Here is a 19870-nt window from a genome sequence, read left to right as displayed (position 1 = left end):
AATTGATTCAAATTCGCGGCTAATAAATTATTTACTTTCTTTTTCGTATTCTTCAATGTGATCAAATTCCGGATAATGTTTTCTGGCTTTAGACCACATCAAATAAATTGCTGGAATTACAAATAGTGTTAATGCTAAAGAGAAAATTGTTCCTCCAACAATTACAACTCCCATTCCGATTCTACTTGTAGATGCTGCACCCAGTGACATTGCAATTGGCAATGCACCTAATGCGATCGCTAAACTCGTCATTAAAATTGGACGTAAACGTGCTTCAGAAGCTTCTAAAATAGCTTCTAATTTTGGTTTTCCTTGTTCTCGTAACTGGTTGGCGAACTCAACGATCAAAATACCGTTTTTAGTTACCAGTCCGATAAGCATTACAGTACCAATCTGACTAAAAATGTTCCAGGTCTGATTGAATAACCATAAAGAGAATAATGCTCCGGCAACCGCCATTGGTACCGTCAGAATAATTATAAGCGGATCAATAAAACTTTCAAATTGTGCGGCAAGAATTAAAAAGATCAATAACAAAGCCAATCCAAAAGCGAAAGAAGTATTCGAACTACTTTCAACAAAATCTCTTGATTCACCACTTAAATCAGTGGTAAAACTTTCATCTAAAACTTTTGCTTTAATTCGGTCCATTTCTTCAATACCATCGCTGATACTTTTCCCTGGAGCCAAACCAGCAGAAACGGTCGCCGACATATATCTGTTATTGTGATACAATTGTGGTGGATTACTTTGTTCTTCAACTTTAACAACGTTGTCCATCTGAATCAATTCACCACTTTTGTTTTTTACAAACATAGAAGTTAAATCCAAAGGTTTTGAACGGTCTTTTTGATCAAACTGACCAATTACCTGATATTGTTTTCCGTTTTTAATGAAATAACCAAAACGTTGCCCACTTAAAGAAAGTTGTAAAGTCTGAGCGATATCAATGATTGAAATGCCTAAACTTTCTGCTTTTTCACGGTCGATACTAACGTTGATTTCAGGTTTATTAAACTTCAGGTTTACATCTGTAGTCGAGAAAACATCACTTTTTCCAACTTCTTCCATAAAAACTGGAATTTTTGCTCTTAATTTTTCAAAATTCGGAGCCTGAATAATATATTGTATTGGTAAACCTCCACGTCGGTTAACAGCAATGGTAGGTTGTTGAATTACAGATGTTTTAGCGTCCGGATATTGTTTTGTCCATTTGGTTAATTGATCAGCAATATCTTTTTGAGATTTTTTTCTTTCATCCGGCTCTTTAAGGGAAAGTCTTATAAAACCGGTATTTGTAGCCGAAGCTCCAAAACCCGGGGCTGTAATAACCAAACTTACCTTTTTCTCCGGAATCGAATCATCGACTAATTTTGAAATTTCCTGCATGAAACGATCTGTATATTCATAAGATGAACCTTCAGGAGTTGTCATACGCATCGTAACCGAACTACGGTCATCATATGGAGCGGTTTCTTTTGGAAGAATGGTAAAGAACAAATAGATTAATCCAAAACAAGCAATAAGAATCGGAAAACTGATCCATTTTCTATCCATGAAACGTTTTAAGGAATCAGCATAACCACTATTTAATTTTTCGAAAAAAGGTTCTGTTTTTACGTAGAATTTCGATTTTTTCTGCTCGCCGCCTTTCATTAAATATGCGTTCAGCATTGGTGTTAAAGTCAGGGACACAAAGGCAGAAATTAATACCGCGGCACCAATTACAACACCAAATTCCCTAAAGAGTCGACCGACGAAACCTTCTAAGAATATTACAGGTAAGAATACCGCGGCTAGTGTTACCGAAATCGAAATTACGGCATAAAATATTTCATTAGAACCTTTGATTGCAGCTTCGATTGGTGACATACCTTCTTCAACCTTCTTAAAGATATTTTCAGTAACTACAATTCCGTCATCTACCACCAGACCTGTTGCTAAAACAATTGCCAATAACGTCAATACGTTAATCGAGAATCCAAAAAGCCACATAATAAAGAAAGTAGCAATTAAGGAAACCGGAATATCAATTAAAGGTCGGAACGCAATGGCCCAGTCTCTAAAAAACAAGTAAATAATGATAATTACCAGAATGATTGAAATTCCTAAGGTTTCGGCAACTTCTAAAACCGATTTCTTTACGAAAATAGTATTGTCAAGCGCAATATTTAATTTAATATCTTTTGGAAGATCTTTCTTTAAAGCTTCGTATTTTTTATAAAATTCAGCTGAAATGTCTAAATAGTTTGCGCCTGGCATCGGAACAATAGCCAAACCAATCATCGGAAGCCCGGATTGGCTTAATTTGGTTTCAATGTTTTCAGGTCCTAATTCCGCTCCGCCGACATCACTCAAACGAACAATTTTATCACCGTCAGTACGAACAATAATATTATTGAATTCTTCTGGTTTAGAAAGGTTACCAACCGTTTTTACTGTTAATTCGGTATTGTTTCCGGTTAGTTTTCCAGAAGGTAATTCTACGTTTTGTGCATTAAGAGCATTACGGACATCTGCAACGGTACAACGGTAGGCGGTTAATTTTACAGGATCAATCCACAGACGCATTGCGTAACGTTTTTGTCCCCAAATTTGAACACCACTTACGCCGGGGATTGTTTCTAAACGTTGTGAAATTACATTCTCAGCATAATCACTCAATTCTAGTGAGTTACGACTATCACTTTGAACAGTCATCGAAATAATTGCATCACTGTCAGCATCGGCTTTAGATACAACAGGCGGTGCATCAATATCTTGCGGTAAACTTCTAATAGCTTGCGAAACCTTATCACGAACATCGTTTGCTGCCTCTTCTAAGTTTTTATCTAAATTAAATTCTATGGTAATATTACTGCTTCCCTGATTACTTGAAGAAGTAATATTTCGAATTCCGTCAATCGCATTTACAGCTTTTTCTAAGGGTTCAGTAATTTGTGATTCAATAATATCTGAATTGGCTCCGGTATAATTTGTTCTGATAGAAACTTGCGCCGGGTCAATAGATGGAAATTCTCGAACACCCAAAAAAGTATAACCAATGAAACCGAATAAAATAATCAAAAGATTCAGTACAATGGTTAAAACGGGTCTTCTTATGCTTGTAGTTGATAAACTCATTATGTTGTAGGATTTAAGAATAAAGAGAATAGAATAAAGAGAATAGACTTAAGTTAGAAACTCATAACCCATAACTCATAACTAAAAACCTTATTTTTATTTTTTAACTTGAACTTTTATAGGTGCTTCATTTTTTAATGACATTACACCACTTGTAATCAGTGTATCACCAGCTTTTAATCCTGAAAGAATTAAAATCGAAGCATCTGTTCTGGTTGTTGCATCAACCATAACTTCTTTTGCTTTACCCATGTTGGCGATATATACTTTTTTACCATCTTGTACAGGAACTATGGCTTCTGACGGAACTACAATTGCATCTTTAATAATATTTAAAGGTAATTTTACATCAGCAAAAGTTCCAGGGAAAAGTTTTCCATCTATATTATCAGCAATAGCACGAATTTGTAAAGTACGTGTTGCTACTTCTACCTCAGGTTCGATAGCGTATATTTTTGCTGAATATACTTTATCAGATCCTGATACTGAAAAATCAATAGTTGAACCTGATCTAACTTCAGAAGCATATTTTTCCGGAATAGAAAATGTTATTTTTAATTTCCCTGTGTTTACCAATTTTGCAACCAAAACAGTAGGAGTTATATAAGTTCCAGGTGAAATAGAACGCAAACCAATTTTTCCTGAAAAAGGAGCTTTTACAGAAGTTTTAGCTATTTGTGCCTTGATTAATTGAGTTTGTGCTTTCATAGAAGCATAGTCCGCATTTGCAACGTCAAATTCTTCCTGACTAATAGCTTCTTTTTGTAGTAATAATTTAGCTCGTCTTTCGTTTTCAGCCGCTAAACCTTCTTTTGTTTGAGCTTGTCTTAATTGTGCTCTTAATTCAATATCATTTACCTTAAAAAGTACCTGCCCTTTATTTACATAGGTGCCTTCAGTAAAATAAATACCTTCAACAATTCCGGAAACTTCACTGTGAATTTCTACTTGTTCATTAGCTTCAATAGATCCAGATAATGAAAGGTTGTTGTCAAAAGTAGATGTTGTAACTACAAGTCCTGTTACAGTTGTAGGGCGGTCTTTATCCCCCGACTTTTTAGACTCGTCGTTTTTACTTTTGTTAGAAACAACTCTGTAGGCGATAAATCCTCCGAGCACTATAATTAGCAGGGCATAAATTAGATTTTTTACTTTCATAAAATTGAGGTAAATGTTTTTTGGGATTGTTTTTAGTAGCTTACAAATTTAACTTTTTGAACCGAAATCAGAAGAGGTTGGCTTTTATTTAACATTTGTATGTACAAATTTTTAGATTAGATTACGTATTAGACTCTTTAAATTAATAAAGGTTTAATGTAGCAGTGAAAAAAAAAGTTGCGTTCTAAAAGAGTAGGATTGAATAAAAAATAATCGCAGGATAAAGCAGTTTGTTTCTTAAGTTTTTACTGATAAAAAGCGTAAAATCACGTGCATAAAAAGTAAGAAAAAACATCTGTTAATGTTTTTTCTTGTAATTTATCCGATTTCTTTTGCTCTTTATCGATTTTATTTGTAACATTGATAAGGTTAAACAATATGATGATTTTTTTGTGAGAATATTAATGTTTTATTAGGTAGAATAGTAATATATGTAGGTTTTTTATTTTAATTAAGTTAAATTTTTTACTTTTTAAGAATGAATAAATTAACAACTGTTTATATTTAAATTTAAAATCGTCTGTTTATGAAGAAAAAAATACTTCTTGGTTTATGGTTTACTTTTTTACTTGCTGCCATTTCTTATTTGTTTTGGCAAAACGAATATCAATACAGCTTGCCTACACCAATTCCTCAAAATTACCATGATATAGCCATGGGAAGTAAAGTGGAATTAAAATGCTGCGTGACAGATCAGAGGCCGGTTTTTATACATTTTTTTAATCCTGAATGCCCATGTTCCCGATTTAATGTGCCCCATGTAAGTGGCTTGATTAAAAAGTATAGAGACAAAATCAATTTTAAAATCGTAGTATTAAACAAAGAAAAGACTTTCACAATTGAAGAAATCCAGAACAAGTTTGATGCTAAAATTCCTGTCTATTTTGATGAAGAAATAGCAAAAAATTGCGGCGTTTTCTCTACACCTCAGGCGGTTCTTATTGATGCCTCCCAAAATTTATACTATCGCGGAAATTATAATAAAACAAGATACTGTACAGATGCTGACAGTAATTATGCCCAACAGGCAATAGATTCTTTATTAAGTCATACAAATGCCCCTTCATTTGATGCGTTAGCCCTAAGGGCTTATGGATGTTCGTTACCAAAATGCACTAAATAAATCTAACCTTAACATTACCTAACTTATGAAAGCAAAAGCTAGTTTGAACGAACAGGATTACCTGCACAATTTCATGTCAACAATGACACAAAAATCGGATACGATTATTAATTATGTTCTTGCCATTTATTTTCTTCTTGGAATAGCTTTGGCTTTTAAATATGATACCTGGGAGATTGGAGCAGGAGTAGGAACATTAAATTTATTGGCCTATTATTCAGCAAAGTTTCTTCTAAAGAACTCTAAGTTTTACCAGTACGTTTTATCGTTTGTGCTGGCTATATTTATGGCACAATATATTTATCAGATGCACGGTTTGTTCGAAATGCATTTCACTGTTTTCATTGCCAGTACAATTCTGATTATTTATCAAAACTGGAAACTACAGATTCCGCTTACTCTTTTGGTAGTTGGACATCATGTTGTTTTAGCCTATATGCAAAACTTTGTTTACACTGATCCAAAAGGAATACAATTGTATTTTTCGCAAGTCAATTTTGATTTAGAAACGCTTATTATTCATATTGTGCTGGCTGCAGTCGTTTTCTTCATGAACGGATATTGGGCATACTACTTTAAAACACATAGTCAAAACCATATTTCAAAAATATCGGATGAATATGAATTGGAAAACATGAAATTGGCATCGGCAAAATATAGTTCTTTAACAGCTACAAAGGAATATAATGATTTTGTGCACAGAACAACTTTAGATCTTAAGTTGCCGGTAAGTTCGGTTTTGAAACTTATTGATGTTTCAAAAGGACATACAGATAATGATCAGCTTTTGAGTTATTTAGATATGATGCGTGATAGCGCTAAAAAAATTGATGATATGGTTAATGATATTCATGTTAAGTCAATCAATAGCAGGCCTGGGCACTAGCTTTGAACTTATTAGTAATCAATAATTAATTTACTTATGGGAATTAAAGATTATACTCAGAATGTAATTACATATTAATTTAAATACAAAATTTATGGATGTCAGAATTACCCGCCCAACCCCATCAGACAGAGAAGTTGATTGGAATAAAAATAAAGTATTGCTAAGTAAAACAGATACAAAAGGAACTATTTTGTATGCGAATGAAGATTTTATTGACGTATCCGGCTATGATGAATTTGAACTTATTGGACAGCCTCATAATATAATTCGTCATCCAGACATGCCAAAAGTGATTTTTAAATTCTTATGGGACAGTATTAAATCAAGTAAAAATATTCATGTTGTCATCAAGAATATGTCAAAAACGGGCAGATATTATTGGGTAATTACCGATTTTAAAATTATAGCCGATTCTGATGGAGAAATCGTTGGTTATTTTGGAACAAGAAAATCTGTTTCCGAGGATATTATTGTAAAATTTATTGAACCTCTTTATAAAAAACTTTTGCATATCGAAGAAGCCAGTGGGATGTCAGCATCTGAGGAATATCTGACTGGTTTTCTGGAGGAACGTAAAAAAACATATATGGAATATATTGATCACCTTGTAGCAACAGGAAAAGATGATAAAAATAAAGTAAGCAAAGGTATTTTTAGTGGTCTTTTTGAAAAGAAAGAGGCTCCTAAAAAGAAATAATAAAATAGAATTAATACGCTTCATTGTATCGTAAAAAATATTCAAACCAAAATTTGCCCCCAACAAATCTAATCACCTTACCAAGGACATTTGAATATTTTTAAGGACTTAATCCATAACTTGAGTCTGATACAATGAGGTTTTTTAAGTTTCCATATTTCAGGTTTTCAAAACCTCTGTCTCTTTGAGCCTTTGTAGCTTTGAACCTTAAGAAATATAATTCCAAATATTCTTCTTTTTGGTTAATTCTATAAAAACAGCTTTTAAAACAGCGTGTTCCGGTTTTTGAAGCGGACCATCTTCTTTTAGAATTTTCATAGCATAGTTTCTTGCTAAACCTAAAATGTCACGATCTCTGACTATATCTGCAATCTGAAGATTTAAAACACCACTTTGTTGTGTTCCCATTAAATCGCCAGGGCCGCGCAATTTCAGGTCTACTTCGGCAATTTCAAAGCCATCATTGGTTTGAACCATAGTTTCCATTCGGGTTTTGCTATCGGCGCTTAATTTGTGGCTCGTCATTAAAATGCAATAACTTTGTTCAGCCCCACGGCCAACACGTCCGCGTAATTGATGTAATTGTGATAATCCGAAACGTTCTGCACTTTCGATAATCATTACACTGGCATTTGGTACGTTTACACCAACTTCAATTACAGTCGTGGCGACCATAATATTGGTTTTTCCTTCAGAAAAGCGTTTCATTTCAGCATCTTTATCTGCTGGTTTCATTTTTCCATGTAAAATCGAAATCGAATATTGAGGCAACGGAAAATCTCTCGAAATACTTTCGTAACCATCCATCAAATCTTTGTAATCCATTTTTTCCGATTCCTGAATCAACGGATAAACAATATAAATTTGTCTTCCTAAAGCGATCTCATCACGAAGGAATTTCCAAACTTTCAGACGATTGCTGTCAAAACGATGTACGGTCTGAATGGGTTTTCTTCCGGGTGGCAATTCATCAATTACAGAAATATCCAAATCACCGTATAAACTCATCGCCAAAGTTCTCGGAATAGGAGTGGCGGTCATTACTAATACGTGTGGCGGAATTTCATTTTTTTTCCACAATTTTGAACGTTGTTCTACACCAAAACGATGCTGTTCATCAATTACAGCCAAACCTAAATTCTGGAATTGTACCTTATCTTCTAATAAAGCATGCGTGCCTATTAAAATGTGCAGGCTTCCATTTTCAAGCTCTTCATGAATGATTTTTCGGGCTGCTGTTTTCGTTGAACCTGTAAGGATTTTGATATTGAGATCTAAAGTTTTAGCCAATTCCGATAAACCAATAAAATGCTGATTGGCCAGAATTTCAGTCGGAGCCATTAAGCAGGCCTGAAAACCATTATCAATGGCCAAAAGCATGCTCATAAAAGCAACAATTGTTTTCCCGGAACCAACGTCTCCTTGTAATAAACGGTTCATTTGGGCGTTGCTTCCCATGTCTGAACGAATTTCTTTAATTACTCTTTTCTGAGCGTTAGTCAATTCAAATGGTAAATGGTTCTGATAGAATTCATTAAAAAGTTCGCCTACTTTTGTAAACGGATGCCCTTTTATTTTGTGTTTTCGAATCAGGTTTTTAGTAATTAATTGAAGCTGAATAAAAAACAATTCTTCAAATTTTAAGCGGAATTGGGCTTTCGCCAAAACCTCAGTACTTTTTGGGAAATGGATATTGAATAAAGCCGCTCTTTTCGGAATTAACTTTAATTCTTCGATTAAATAAGGCGGAAAAGTTTCAGTAAATAGAGCCTGTGTTTCGATAAAAAGCTGTTCCATTAACTTATTTATCGTTCGGTTTGAAATTCCGCGATTGGTTAATGTTTCCGTAGACGGATAAACGGGTTGCATTGCAGACCGCAAACTTTTTTCATGCTCACTTAACAATTCAATTTCCGGATGCGCCATACTAAACTGACTTCCGTATAAAGAACATTTTCCGAAAATAACACAAACCTCATTCAGTTTTAAACTCTCTCTGATCCATTTATGTCCCTGAAACCAATTCAGATCGATTTGTCCTGTAACATCCACGAAAGTGGCAACCAAACGCTTTTTATTTTTTGCAAACTCAACGGTTTTTATATTGATAATTTTACCAATAATCTGAACTTCGGCTCCTGTGTTTTGAAGTTCATTTATCTTATAATAACGGGTTCTGTCAATGTATCTATTCGGAAAAAAATTAACTAAATCTCTGTATTTATGAATGCCCAATTCCTTACGAAGCAGCTGGCCACGACTCGGACCAACACCTTTTAGGTATTCAATTGGGGTTTCAAGGAGATTGTTAGACATTTTTTTTAGACTACTTAGATTTTAGACTGGCTTAGATTTTTAGATTTAGAAAATAGAGTATAGAATAAAGAGAATAGATTTTTGTCTATATTCTTTATTCTATACTCTTTTATCTCTGAAACAGCGAAGATAGATTTTAATTGGGAAATTTAAAAATCTGATAAATTGAAGTTTAGAAAAATATATCTTTGAAGAATAAAATTATTTGAAATGACAACACATTTAGCACTTTTAAGAGGTATCAACGTTTCTGGCCACAATATGATGAAAATGGAAGCTTTGAAAACAATGCTGGAAAATATTGGTTTTACAAATGTGAGAACCTATCTCCAATCTGGAAATGTTTTTGTGGATTCTGAGGAAGAAAGTGCTTCGAAAGTGGGTTTTATGATCAAACAGGAAATCTTCAAGGTTTTTGGACATGAAGTTCCTACGATTGTAATTACAAAAGAAGATTTGGAATTGTGTTTTAAAAACAGTCCTTATCTAAAAGAAAAAGATATTGATACTAAAAAATTATATGTGGCTTTTGCTTCAACGGAACTAAAAAAGGAAAATATAAACGATTTAAAAATCAGCCAATTTAAACCGGATGAAGCAAGTATTGACGGAAACAGAATTTTTATTAAATATGCTGTTGGTGCTGGAAAAACAAGATTAGAAGGGAAATACATTGAGAAAAAACTCAACGTTATAGTAACAATGAGAAACTGGAATACGGTTACAAACTTGCTAAAAATGTATGTTGAAAATTAGAAAATGTGATAATTATAGATATTCTTAAATTATCAAATTGACACATTTTCTAATTGTCTAATTTAGTTTTTAGGAATTAAATCGCAATACCAAAATCCGTAGTCAAAAGCATCGCTGACATTAGTGTCGCAAGCAGTATCTGAAGAATCTTCGTTTTTGGGTTTTTCATATTTTCTATAAACGATTTCTCCAATTTCAAAATCAATTGGTTTTGAGAAAATTGGACCATCAAAAGCAAAAGTATGAAACTCGCCATTTTCGCCACAAACATCTACATTTTCAGGCAAATCATTTATAAAATCCTGATCGATAATTCGACCCACAAAACTTTTATCTAAATAGCGTTCGTTTACACAAACTACTATAGTTTTAAAGCCTAACGAAATAAATTCCTGAATCAGCTCTTTTGTTGGAATTTTCCATATTGGGAAAACACCTTCAAAACCAATCTTTGCCAATTGATCTTCTCGGTATTTACGCAAATCTTCCAGAAAAATATCTCCAAAAACAGAATGTGTGATACCTTTACTCTTTAATTCTGTCAATGTTTTCGTCATAACATTTTCATAGACTTCCATAGTTGGCATTTCCGGAACTTGTAAAATTTCTAAAGGCAATCCAATGCTTTTTGCTTGTGCTTTTAATAATTCAACGCGAACGCCATGCATAGAGATACGCTGAAATTGCTGGTTTACGCTGGTCAGTAAACATTCAATTTTATATTCAGGATCTTGTAGAATTTTATATAAAGTAAGAGCAGAATCTTTTCCGCTGCTCCAGTTAAATAAGGCTTTTTTTGGTGTTGGCACGCTGTTGTTATTTTATGTCGTAAACTTACAAATTTCATTCGATTTGTTGATGAAACCTTTGTAACTTTGGAATTCTTATACGCCAAAAAATGACATTATATCAAGATAAATATAAAATCGACTCTAAAAGATTAAAGAACTGGGACTATTCAAGTGAGGCAATTTATTTTATAACAATAGTTACAAAAAATAGAGAATGCATTTTTGGTTCGATTGAAAATGAGAAAATGATTTTAAATGAAAATGGTCAAATTGTAGAGAATGAGCTTTTGAAATCTATTAAAATTCGTAAAAATTGGTTTTTTCATAATTGGATTGTGATGCCAAATCATGTTCATCTTTTAATTGAAATTCAAAATATAAATAATGTTGTACCCACAACGGATATTTTAGACGTGAATGATCCACACACGCATATCGTAGAGACGCACAGCAGTGCGTCTACGTCCAGTGTGTCGACAAAGATTGGGCCAAACGTTGCCGAGACGCACTGCCGTGCGCCTCTACGTGATAATTGGATCGAGAATATGAATCTTGATCAATCCGAATTTAAATTTTCAAGGAGACCTAATTCAATTTCATCGTTCGTAGCGTTATTCAAATCAGTTACAACGACACAAATTAATAAGATTTGTGATGACAAAAATCAATCTGGTTCTACTAAAATATGGCAAACCAACTATCACGACCATATTGTCCGTAATTACAAAAGATTTGAAACGATTTATAATTATATAAAAAGCAATCCACGATCTTGGGATACAGATTCCATAAATTCTAATTTTCAATGAAATACATCCTCCTATTTTTTACCACATTCCTTTTTGCACAACAAACCAAGTTTGTCGATTTTAAAACCGTTTCAGGACAATTGTCTTTAAATGCAAAGGAAAAATTGGTTTCCGGCTCGATTGATTATCAATTTGAAGTTTTAAAACCAATTGACACCATTAAGATTGATGCTAAAAACATGGAATTTACCAATGTCCAAATTGACAGTAAAGAGGTTTATTCTGTAAATACAGGTAAAGAATTGCAAATAATCAGTAATTTTCAAAAAGGAAAAAATCATTTGACTTTTGAATACGTCGTTAAGCCAAAACAGGCATTGTATTATGTTACTATTGAGAATTCAGAAGTGCAAATTTGGACGCAAGGGCAGGGAAGATATACCAGTAATTGGTTTCCGAGTTTTGATGATGTTAATGAAAAAGTGATTTTTAATTTAGGAATCAATTATGAGGCAGGATATCAGGTAGTTTCAAATGGGATTTTAAAAGATAAAACTTCAAACGGAAATTCTGTTCACTGGCAATACAAAATGGAAAAATCAATGAGCTCTTATTTATTAATGCTTGCCATTGGCAAATATGATAAAAAAGAATTGACAGCAAAATCTAAAATTCCGTTAGAATATTATCTGGAGAATAAAGACGTAAATCGTTTTGAACCAACGTATCGTTATTCGAAACGAATCTTTGATTTTTTGGAGATAGAAATTGGAGTGAAATATCCATGGGAAATTTACAGAGAGATTCCGGTTCGCGATTTTCTTTACGCTGGAATGGAAAATACGACTTCGACACTTTTTGCTACGCGATATGTAGTAGATTCTATTGGTTTTGAAGATCGAAATTATACGAATGTTGATGCGCATGAGTTGGCGCACCATTGGTTTGGCGATTTAATTACAGCCGAAAGTAGTACACACCATTGGCTTCAGGAAGGTTTTGCAACTTATTATGCAGCTTTAGCAGAAAGAGAAATTTATGGTGAAGATTATTTTTACTCCAAATTTTACGATACGGCACAACAGATCAAATTTGCCTCCAGAACGGATACGATTCCGGTTTTGAATGCTAAAGCAAGTTCGCTTACTTTTTATGAAAAAGGAGCCTGGGCTTTGTTTGTTTTACATGAATCGATTGGAGATAAAGCTTTTAAAAAAGCCATAAAAAGTTATTTAAAAAAGTATGCTTATAAAACTGTAAACACTCAGGATTTCTTCGACGAAATTAAAAAAGTTTCCAATTTTGATTTAGATAAATTTCAGAAAACCTGGTTAGAATCGACTGTTTTTGATACGGCAACAGCCAATGCTTTATTAAGTAAGAACAAAGCAATTCAGGTTCGATTAGAAGTCGATAAATTGAAGAAAACACCTTTATTAGAAAAAGAAGCTTTCTTTAAGAAAACATTAGAGTCAGAGGTATATTATTCTGTAAAACAGGCAATTGTTGATCAATTGGAAAATGAAAAATACGAGGCTAAAAAAGCACTCTTATTAATTGCTTTAAAAACCAATAATATTCAGATTCGTCAGGATGTTGCGACAACTTTGAGTAAGATTCCAGAAGATTTTAGAGCTGAATATGAAACCTTGCTTGATGATAAATCCTATCAAACACAGGAAATTGCATTGTACTGGCTTTGGAAAAATTTTCCGGATTATCGTGCTGAATATCTGGAAAAATCTAAAAACTGGATTGGTTTTAATGATTATAATCTGCGTACAATGTGGCTCTCATTGGCTTTGTCAACTCCGAATTATGCAGAGAATCCAGAAACTTTGATTGCTGAACTGATTTCTTTTTCTTCTGCAAAATATGAAGCCACTACAAGACAGAATGCACTTGAAAAGCTAATTGCGTTTAAAATAATTAACGATCAGGTTTTGAGTAATTTAGTTGGAGCCACAACGCATCATATGTGGCAATTTTCAAAATTTGGAAGAGATACAATTCGGTTTTTATTAAAAAATTCAGAAATGCGTGCTTCGTTTGAAAGAATTTTGCCTAATTTGACCCCCGATGAACAGTTTCAATTGAGTCGTTTGCTGAAAGAGATAGAGAAGTAGAAGCAAGAGACAAGAGGAAATATTGAAGAGATTAGAACATAGAATATACAGAATAGAATACAGAGAGAAGTAAGAGGCAAGAGTAAAGATTTAATACAGATAAGAAAGTCTTTCCTCTTTATTCTTTTTTCTATTCTCTAAATAAAAAACCTACAATAAATTTATGAGAGCATTGGTTATTTCTGGCGGTGGAAGTAAAGGAGCATTTGCCGGTGGTGTGGCGCAATATCTAATAGAAGAAAAAAATTACGAATACGATTTGTTTTTAGGAACTTCTACTGGAAGTTTGCTTATTCCGCATTTGGCATTAGGTCATATCAAAAAAATTCACTCGGTTTATACGAATGTTACGATGGGAAGTATCTTTAATATTTGCCCTTTTGTAGTTAAAAACAAAGATGGAGTAGATATTGTAACGATTAATCACTTCAATGTACTACGTCAGTTTTTCAGAGGAAAAAGAACTTTTGGCGAAAGCAAAGGCTTAAAAAAATACATCAGAAATAATTTTTCGCTATCCGATTTCAATAAACTGAAAAAACTGAATAATGATGTTGTTATTACGGTAACTAATTTTACCAAAAACGAATCAGAATATAAATCTGTAAAGGATTGTACTTATGAGGAATTTTGTGATTGGTCATGGATCTCAAGCAATTATGTTCCGTTTATGAGTCTGGTTGAAAAAGACAATTGCGAGTATGGCGATGGTGGGTTCTCAAGCTTGGTGCCAATCCGTGAAGCCATCAATCGGGGCGCTACAGAAATTGATGTTATCATTCTGGAAACCGAAGTTAATATGGATAAAACGGTTATTGGTAAAAACCCATTCTCACTGATGATTGACTTATTTCGAATTGCGTTGGATCAGGTTGAAAAACACGACATTGCTATAGGAAAACTTATGGCAAACAATAAGAATGTGAAGCTTAACTTATATTACACACCCACAAAATTGACCGATAATGCACTTATTTTTAATAAAGAAGTAATGAAAGAATGGTGGGAGCAAGGGTATGAATATGCTCAGAATAAGTCTGAGGTTATGAGCGATAACAGGCAATCTTAGATTGATGATTTTAGATTTTAGATTACCATTGAGAATCTAAAATCTAAAATCTGATCCCGAAGCTTCGGGATTAAAATTGAAGTTTACCAAAGTTCAGAAACTTCATTCTTAATATATCCCAAAGCAGCATTACTCGGAGATTGCTTCTCTAATAAATCATTCAAAATTTTCTCTCTTAATTTATCAGCACTATCAACTCTGTCACTCATGGCCGCTTTACGAATAATTTGGATAGTTGAGTTTTTAGCTGTTGTTATGATTGTCCAACATTCGTCAGACATGTAAATTTGCTGTGTTAAGTTATGTTCAAACTCTTGTTCGATTTGGTCGATTACAAAGTTTTCATAATCATGTTTTTCGTTTGAAATTGGAGCAATTCTAATTAATAATTTGGTTAGGTTGATACGCTCTAGATATAAGGTCATACGTTCGTAAGCCTGTAAACGAATTGGTAAGGATTGTTTCTGATATTCTCTGTTTAATAAAAAAGCACGTTTCTTATCATTGTTTTTAATATGCAATTCGAAGAAACTGTAGGCTACAAATCCGGTAACTATGGCTGGTAAAGTATAACTGGCTAATTCTATAATTCTTGTATAATCCATTTGGTTCAATTTTTCAACAAAAATATAATTTTTGCTGAGAAAACACGATTAATTCTATTGTAATAAACAAAAGGGAAGTTTACTTTTGTGCACAGTTCGCAAAACCACCTGAAACATACGATTAATGGAAAGCTATATTATAATTTTACTTTGTTTGGCTGCTTTTGCCGCAGGATTTATTGATGCCATTGTTGGTGGTGGCGGATTGATTCAGACTCCAATGGGATTGATTTTATTGCCAAATTTACCCGTTTCAACTGTTATTGGAACTTTAAAATTACCTGCTTTTACCGGAACTGCTTTCGCCGCTTTTCAATATTTAAAAAAAGTAGTGATCCAATGGAAATTACTTTTGATCATGATGTGTTTAGCTGTTCCATCAGCATTTTTAGGCTCTACTATATTGACATTGGTCAGCAATGATTTCATGAAACCGCTTCTGTTAGTAGTTTTGTCTTTGTTGCTTATATATACCTATGCGAAGAAGAATTTTGGGCAGCATGTTGCTAAAGATCATTCGGCTACTACTCAGATAATTTATGCGGTTGTTATTAGCGTGATTGTTGGTTTTTACGACGGATTTATTGGTCCGGGAACTGGAAGTTTTTTTGTGGTTGCTTTTATCGCCCTTTTAGGTTTTGATTTTTTGCACGCTTCCGCGAATGCTAAAATGGTAAATCTGGCCACTAATTTCGGTTCGATCTGTTTGTTTATGATAAAAGGAAAAATCATTTGGACGATCGCAATTCCAATGGCTGTTAGCAACGGACTTGGCGGTTGGCTTGGTGCAAAACTAGCTATCAATAAAGGAAATGGTTTTATTCGAATTTTCTTTTTGGTTGTGGTAGTTGGTACTTTAATTCGATTTGCTTATGATGTGTTTTTTAAATAAGATTCTAAGGTTCTGAGATACAAAGATGCTAAGTTTTTATTAAAATGCTTAGTAATTTAGTGATTTACTGTGTCAGTAACTTTGTATAATAGAAGCCAATTGTTTGGGCTAGCCCCGATTGAGGCGGTATCCTCGGAGTGAAACGGAGAGATATAGCCGAAAGCGGGAATGTTGCCTGAAAAAGAGCTCTTTGTTTTGCTTCTGACAATCATTGTATCCTGACCTAATTAACTAATTTTAAAATATCTTAGCAACTTAGAACCTTAGTATCTTAGTATCTTTCTTTTTACATCTTTAATTGCTATTTTTGCATCAAAGGAGAAAAATTTCATGCAAAAATATATTGACCAGCTCAACGAAGCACAACGACAACCCGTTTTAAAGAAAGATGGGCCAATGATTATTATTGCTGGTGCAGGATCTGGAAAAACCCGTGTTTTAACTATTAGAATTGCTTATTTGATGGCACAAGGTGTTGATGCATTCAACATTTTGTCGCTTACTTTTACAAATAAAGCGGCCCGTGAAATGAAACATAGGATTTCGGATATTGTGGGAGCAACTGAAGCTAAGAACCTGTGGATGGGAACTTTTCACTCGATTTTCGCCCGTATCCTGCGTTCAGAGTCAGATCATTTAGGTTACCCTTCAAATTTTACAATTTACGATTCACAAGATTCGGCCAGACTTATTTCTTCGATTATTAAGGAAATGCAGCTGGATCGTGATATTTATAAACCAAAGCAGATTTTAGGCCGTATTTCGAGCTATAAAAACAGCTTAATTACAGTAAAAGCGTATTTCAATAATCCAGAATTGGTTGAAGCCGATGCAATGGCAAAAAGACCAAGGTTAGGTGAGATTTATCAGCAATATGTTGATCGCTGTTTTAAAGCAGGCGCCATGGATTTTGATGATTTATTATTGAAAACCAATGAGTTATTAACTCGCTTTCCAGAAGTTTTAGCGAAATACCAGAATCGTTTTCGTTATATTTTGGTTGATGAGTACCAGGATACAAATCACTCTCAATATTTGATTGTTAGGGCTTTATCAGATAAATTTCAGAATATTTGTGTAGTTGGTGATGATGCGCAGAGTATTTATGCGTTTCGTGGAGCGAACATTAATAATATCTTGAATTTTCAGAAGGATTATGAAGGTGTTGTAATGTTTCGTCTGGAGCAAAATTACCGTTCGACCCGAAATATTGTGGAGGCGGCAAACACGGTAATGGAGCATAATAAAACCAAATTGGATAAGGTTGTTTGGACGGCGAATGATTTTGGTGCAAAAATTAAAGTGCATCGTAGTTTGACAGATGCAGAGGAAGGACGTTTTGTAGCCAGTACCATTTTTGAACAGAAAATGCAAAATCAGCTTCATAACGGGGCTTTTGCAATTTTGTATCGTACGAATGCTCAGTCGCGTGCGATGGAGGATGCATTAAGAAAACGCGATATACCGTACCGAATTTATGGTGGATTATCGTTCTATCAACGTAAAGAAATTAAAGATGTTTTGTGCTATTTACGTTTGGTAATTAACCCAAAAGATGAAGAAGCTTTAATTCGTGTTATTAATTATCCGGCACGTGGAATTGGAGATACAACTGTTGAAAAATTAACTATTGCGGCCAATCATTACAAGCGTTCGATTTGGGAAGTGATGGTAAACATTGATAAAATCGATTTAAAACTGAATACCGGAACAAAAAATAAACTGAAAGACTTTGTGACGATGATTCAGAGTTTTCAGGTTATCGATCAAAATCAGGATGCTTTTTATCTAACTGATCACGTTGCTAAAAAAACAGGATTAGTTCAGGAATTGAAAAAAGATGCTACGCCGGAAGGAATGGCAAAAATTCAGAATATCGAAGAACTTTTAAACGGTATAAAAGATTTTACGGAAGGGCAAAGAGAAATCGACGGAGCAAGAGGAGCACTTTCTGAATTTATGGAAGATGTGGCACTTGCAACTGATTTGGATAAAGACACCTCTGATGAAGATCGTGTGGCTTTGATGACGATTCACTTAGCAAAAGGTCTTGAATTTCCGCATGTTTTTGTAGTGGGAATGGAAGAAGATTTGTTTCCGAGTGCTATGAGTATGAGTACTAGAAGTGAATTGGAAGAAGAACGTCGATTATTTTACGTAGCTTTAACTCGTGCAGAGCATCAGGCGTACTTGACGTATGCACAATCACGTTACCGTTGGGGGAAATTGACAGATAGTGAACCATCTCGTTTTATTGAAGAAATTGATCCGCAATATTTAGAATATTTAACACCTGCAGAAAGCAATTATCGTTATAAATCAACGATTGATAGTGATATTTTTGGTGATGTGGATAAATCGAAACTAAGATTAGCAAAACCAATTGGAGGTACACCGCCAAAACATGTTACGGATAATGAGCCTAAACCAGATTTGAATATTAGAAAGTTGAAACCTGTAGCAGCCAATAATCCAAATTCAACTGCTCCCAATTTATTTGATAGTAAGTTAACGATAGGGAACGTTGTAATGCACGAACGTTTTGGAAAAGGTGAAGTGGTTAACTTAGAAGGTTTTGGTCCTGATAAAAAGGCTGAAATTAAATTTGAAGTAGGTGGAATTAAAAAGCTGTTACTACGATTTGCTAAACTTGACATAATAGGTTAAAAGAAAGTTTCAAGTTTCAAAGTTTCAGGTTTCAAGTTTGCCTGGCTTTGTGTAAATCTTTTCTAATTTTAGGATTAAATTTTACTCGAATTTTAAACTTGAAACATGAAACAAAATTAAACTTTAAACAAAATTTTAAATGGCCGAATTTATAAAAATATACCCTGATAAACCAAGTGAAGCTGCAATCGCAAAAGTGGTAAAAGTACTTCAGAACGGAGGTTTGGTAATTTATCCAACAGATACTGTTTACGGTTTAGGTTGTGATATTACCAATTCACGTGCTTTAGAAAAAATCGCAAAGATAAAAGGGGTGAAGTTAGAGAAAGCAAATTTTTCTTTTATTTGTCACGATCTAAGCAATTTATCTGATTATGTGAGACAAATTGATACTTCGACTTTTAAAATTTTAAAAAGAGCGCTACCAGGACCTTATACGTTTATTTTACCGGGAAATAATAATTTACCAAAAGAGTTCAAAAAGAAGACAACGGTCGGGATTCGTGTTCCGGATAATAATATTATTTTGGAAATTGTTCGTCAATTAGGAAATCCAGTAGTTTCAACCTCTATTCGTGATGAAGATGATGTAATTGAATATACAACAGATCCTGAATTAATTTTTGAGAAGTGGCAAAATCTTGTTGATATGGTAATTGACGGAGGTTATGGTGACAATGTAGGATCTACAATTATCGATTTATCTGAGCACGAGCCAGTAATTGTAAGGGAAGGAAAAGGGGATATTGATATTTTGTAAATAAATACTGAAATTGCGTAATAATTTAAAATTATTAAGTAATTTTATTATTAGTTAAAATTTAGTTAGTTAATTAAAAATAATGTTATTCTTGATTTGCATTTAATTGTTTAAATAGAAGAATTAAGAATACAAAAAAGCAGGTCGAT

Annotated in this window: 15 protein-coding genes; 10 read left to right on the top strand and 5 right to left on the bottom strand. The window is 33.7% G+C overall.

The features are described 5' to 3' along the window. Window positions 1–27 precede the first annotated feature (27 nt). Entirely contained in the window at window positions 28–3123 is a 3096-nt protein-coding gene (locus BUA98_RS06525) for an efflux RND transporter permease subunit (protein ID WP_072970824.1), read from the bottom strand. Window positions 3124–3219: 96 nt separating this feature from the next. After that, window positions 3220–4281 carry an efflux RND transporter periplasmic adaptor subunit gene (locus BUA98_RS06520; RefSeq protein WP_072970823.1) on the bottom strand — a complete coding sequence of 354 codons (1062 nt, stop codon included), beginning with the start codon at window positions 4279–4281 and terminating at the stop codon, window positions 3220–3222. Window positions 4282–4807: 526 nt separating this feature from the next. Between BUA98_RS06520 and BUA98_RS06515 the strand changes: the two genes are divergently transcribed. The 3 genes from BUA98_RS06515 (at window position 4808) to BUA98_RS06505 (ending at window position 6990) form a co-directional block, all read left to right on the top strand. After that, window positions 4808–5404 carry a DUF6436 domain-containing protein gene (locus BUA98_RS06515; RefSeq protein WP_072970822.1) on the top strand — a complete coding sequence of 199 codons (597 nt, stop codon included), beginning with the start codon at window positions 4808–4810 and terminating at the stop codon, window positions 5402–5404. A gap of 25 nt (window positions 5405–5429) precedes the next feature. Beyond that, a complete protein-coding gene (locus BUA98_RS06510; protein ID WP_072970821.1) occupies window positions 5430–6290 on the top strand; it encodes a hypothetical protein in 861 nt (286 codons plus the stop codon). A gap of 94 nt (window positions 6291–6384) precedes the next feature. Then, entirely contained in the window at window positions 6385–6990 is a 606-nt protein-coding gene (locus BUA98_RS06505; protein ID WP_072970820.1) for a PAS domain-containing protein, read from the top strand. A gap of 207 nt (window positions 6991–7197) precedes the next feature. Here BUA98_RS06505 and recG read toward each other — a convergent pair whose 3' ends face one another. After that, the gene (recG, locus tag BUA98_RS06500; RefSeq protein ID WP_072970819.1) at window positions 7198–9306 is read right to left on the bottom strand and encodes an ATP-dependent DNA helicase RecG; all 2109 of its coding nucleotides are present in this window, start codon (window positions 9304–9306) and stop codon (window positions 7198–7200) included. A gap of 210 nt (window positions 9307–9516) precedes the next feature. Here recG and BUA98_RS06495 point away from each other — a divergent pair, with 210 nt between their 5' ends. After that, complete coding sequence (locus BUA98_RS06495; RefSeq protein ID WP_072970818.1) at window positions 9517–10062, top strand: DUF1697 domain-containing protein; 546 nt, start codon at window positions 9517–9519, stop codon at window positions 10060–10062. Between the two features lie 62 nt (window positions 10063–10124). On the opposite strand, the gene BUA98_RS06490 is transcribed toward BUA98_RS06495, so the two are convergent. Next, window positions 10125–10871: a Dph6-related ATP pyrophosphatase gene (locus BUA98_RS06490; RefSeq protein WP_072970817.1), complete on the bottom strand. Its 747-nt coding sequence runs from the start codon at window positions 10869–10871 to the stop codon at window positions 10125–10127. Between the two features lie 89 nt (window positions 10872–10960). Here BUA98_RS06490 and BUA98_RS06485 point away from each other — a divergent pair, with 89 nt between their 5' ends. The 3 genes from BUA98_RS06485 to BUA98_RS06475 all read left to right on the top strand — a co-directional run bounded on the left by BUA98_RS06485 (window position 10961) and on the right by BUA98_RS06475 (window position 14797). After that, entirely contained in the window at window positions 10961–11662 is a 702-nt protein-coding gene (locus tag BUA98_RS06485) for a transposase (RefSeq protein ID WP_072970816.1), read from the top strand. After that, window positions 11659–13728: a M1 family metallopeptidase gene (locus tag BUA98_RS06480; RefSeq protein ID WP_072970815.1), complete on the top strand. Its 2070-nt coding sequence runs from the start codon at window positions 11659–11661 to the stop codon at window positions 13726–13728. The genes BUA98_RS06485 and BUA98_RS06480 overlap by 4 nt, the downstream gene beginning before the upstream one ends. Window positions 13729–13891: 163 nt before the next feature. Further along, window positions 13892–14797 (top strand): patatin-like phospholipase family protein, encoded by a 906-nt coding sequence (locus BUA98_RS06475; RefSeq protein WP_072970814.1) that lies wholly within the window; start codon window positions 13892–13894, stop codon window positions 14795–14797. Between the two features lie 83 nt (window positions 14798–14880). Here the strand turns inward: BUA98_RS06475 and BUA98_RS06470 are convergent, their stop codons facing one another. Next, window positions 14881–15402 (bottom strand): DUF7935 family protein, encoded by a 522-nt coding sequence (locus tag BUA98_RS06470; RefSeq protein ID WP_072970813.1) that lies wholly within the window; start codon window positions 15400–15402, stop codon window positions 14881–14883. Window positions 15403–15526: 124 nt separating this feature from the next. Here BUA98_RS06470 and BUA98_RS06465 point away from each other — a divergent pair, with 124 nt between their 5' ends. The 3 genes from BUA98_RS06465 to BUA98_RS06455 all read left to right on the top strand — a co-directional run bounded on the left by BUA98_RS06465 (window position 15527) and on the right by BUA98_RS06455 (window position 19721). Next, on the top strand, window positions 15527–16294 hold the full coding sequence (locus tag BUA98_RS06465) for a sulfite exporter TauE/SafE family protein (protein WP_072970812.1): 768 nt from the start codon (window positions 15527–15529) through the stop codon (window positions 16292–16294). A 330-nt stretch (window positions 16295–16624) separates the two neighbouring features. After that, window positions 16625–18961: an ATP-dependent helicase gene (locus BUA98_RS06460; protein ID WP_072970811.1), complete on the top strand. Its 2337-nt coding sequence runs from the start codon at window positions 16625–16627 to the stop codon at window positions 18959–18961. 139 nt (window positions 18962–19100) lie between these two features. Then, on the top strand, window positions 19101–19721 hold the full coding sequence (locus BUA98_RS06455) for an L-threonylcarbamoyladenylate synthase (protein WP_072970810.1): 621 nt from the start codon (window positions 19101–19103) through the stop codon (window positions 19719–19721). Window positions 19722–19870 lie beyond the last annotated feature (149 nt).

The sequence above is a fragment of the Flavobacterium saccharophilum genome (genome assembly GCF_900142735.1).
Taxonomy (GTDB): domain Bacteria; phylum Bacteroidota; class Bacteroidia; order Flavobacteriales; family Flavobacteriaceae; genus Flavobacterium; species Flavobacterium saccharophilum.
This window is presented reverse-complemented; position numbering and strand designations above follow the sequence as displayed.

Excerpts from the sequence above, each read along its gene's own strand:
- BUA98_RS06470 (WP_072970813.1), bottom strand. The coding sequence starts at position 15,402 with ATGGATTATACAAGAATTATAGAATTAGCCAGTTATACTTTACCAGCC.
- BUA98_RS06510 (WP_072970821.1), top strand. The coding sequence starts at position 5,430 with ATGAAAGCAAAAGCTAGTTTGAACGAACAGGATTACCTGCACAATTTC.
- BUA98_RS06485 (WP_072970816.1), top strand. The coding sequence starts at position 10,961 with ATGACATTATATCAAGATAAATATAAAATCGACTCTAAAAGATTAAAG.
- BUA98_RS06480 (WP_072970815.1), top strand. The coding sequence starts at position 11,659 with ATGAAATACATCCTCCTATTTTTTACCACATTCCTTTTTGCACAACAA.
- BUA98_RS06460 (WP_072970811.1), top strand. The coding sequence starts at position 16,625 with ATGCAAAAATATATTGACCAGCTCAACGAAGCACAACGACAACCCGTT.
- BUA98_RS06520 (WP_072970823.1), bottom strand. The coding sequence starts at position 4,281 with ATGAAAGTAAAAAATCTAATTTATGCCCTGCTAATTATAGTGCTCGGA.
- BUA98_RS06495 (WP_072970818.1), top strand. The coding sequence starts at position 9,517 with ATGACAACACATTTAGCACTTTTAAGAGGTATCAACGTTTCTGGCCAC.
- BUA98_RS06505 (WP_072970820.1), top strand. The coding sequence starts at position 6,385 with ATGGATGTCAGAATTACCCGCCCAACCCCATCAGACAGAGAAGTTGAT.
- recG (WP_072970819.1), bottom strand. The coding sequence starts at position 9,306 with ATGTCTAACAATCTCCTTGAAACCCCAATTGAATACCTAAAAGGTGTT.
- BUA98_RS06455 (WP_072970810.1), top strand. The coding sequence starts at position 19,101 with ATGGCCGAATTTATAAAAATATACCCTGATAAACCAAGTGAAGCTGCA.
- BUA98_RS06515 (WP_072970822.1), top strand. The coding sequence starts at position 4,808 with ATGAAGAAAAAAATACTTCTTGGTTTATGGTTTACTTTTTTACTTGCT.
- BUA98_RS06475 (WP_072970814.1), top strand. The coding sequence starts at position 13,892 with ATGAGAGCATTGGTTATTTCTGGCGGTGGAAGTAAAGGAGCATTTGCC.
- BUA98_RS06465 (WP_072970812.1), top strand. The coding sequence starts at position 15,527 with ATGGAAAGCTATATTATAATTTTACTTTGTTTGGCTGCTTTTGCCGCA.
- BUA98_RS06525 (WP_072970824.1), bottom strand. The coding sequence starts at position 3,123 with ATGAGTTTATCAACTACAAGCATAAGAAGACCCGTTTTAACCATTGTA.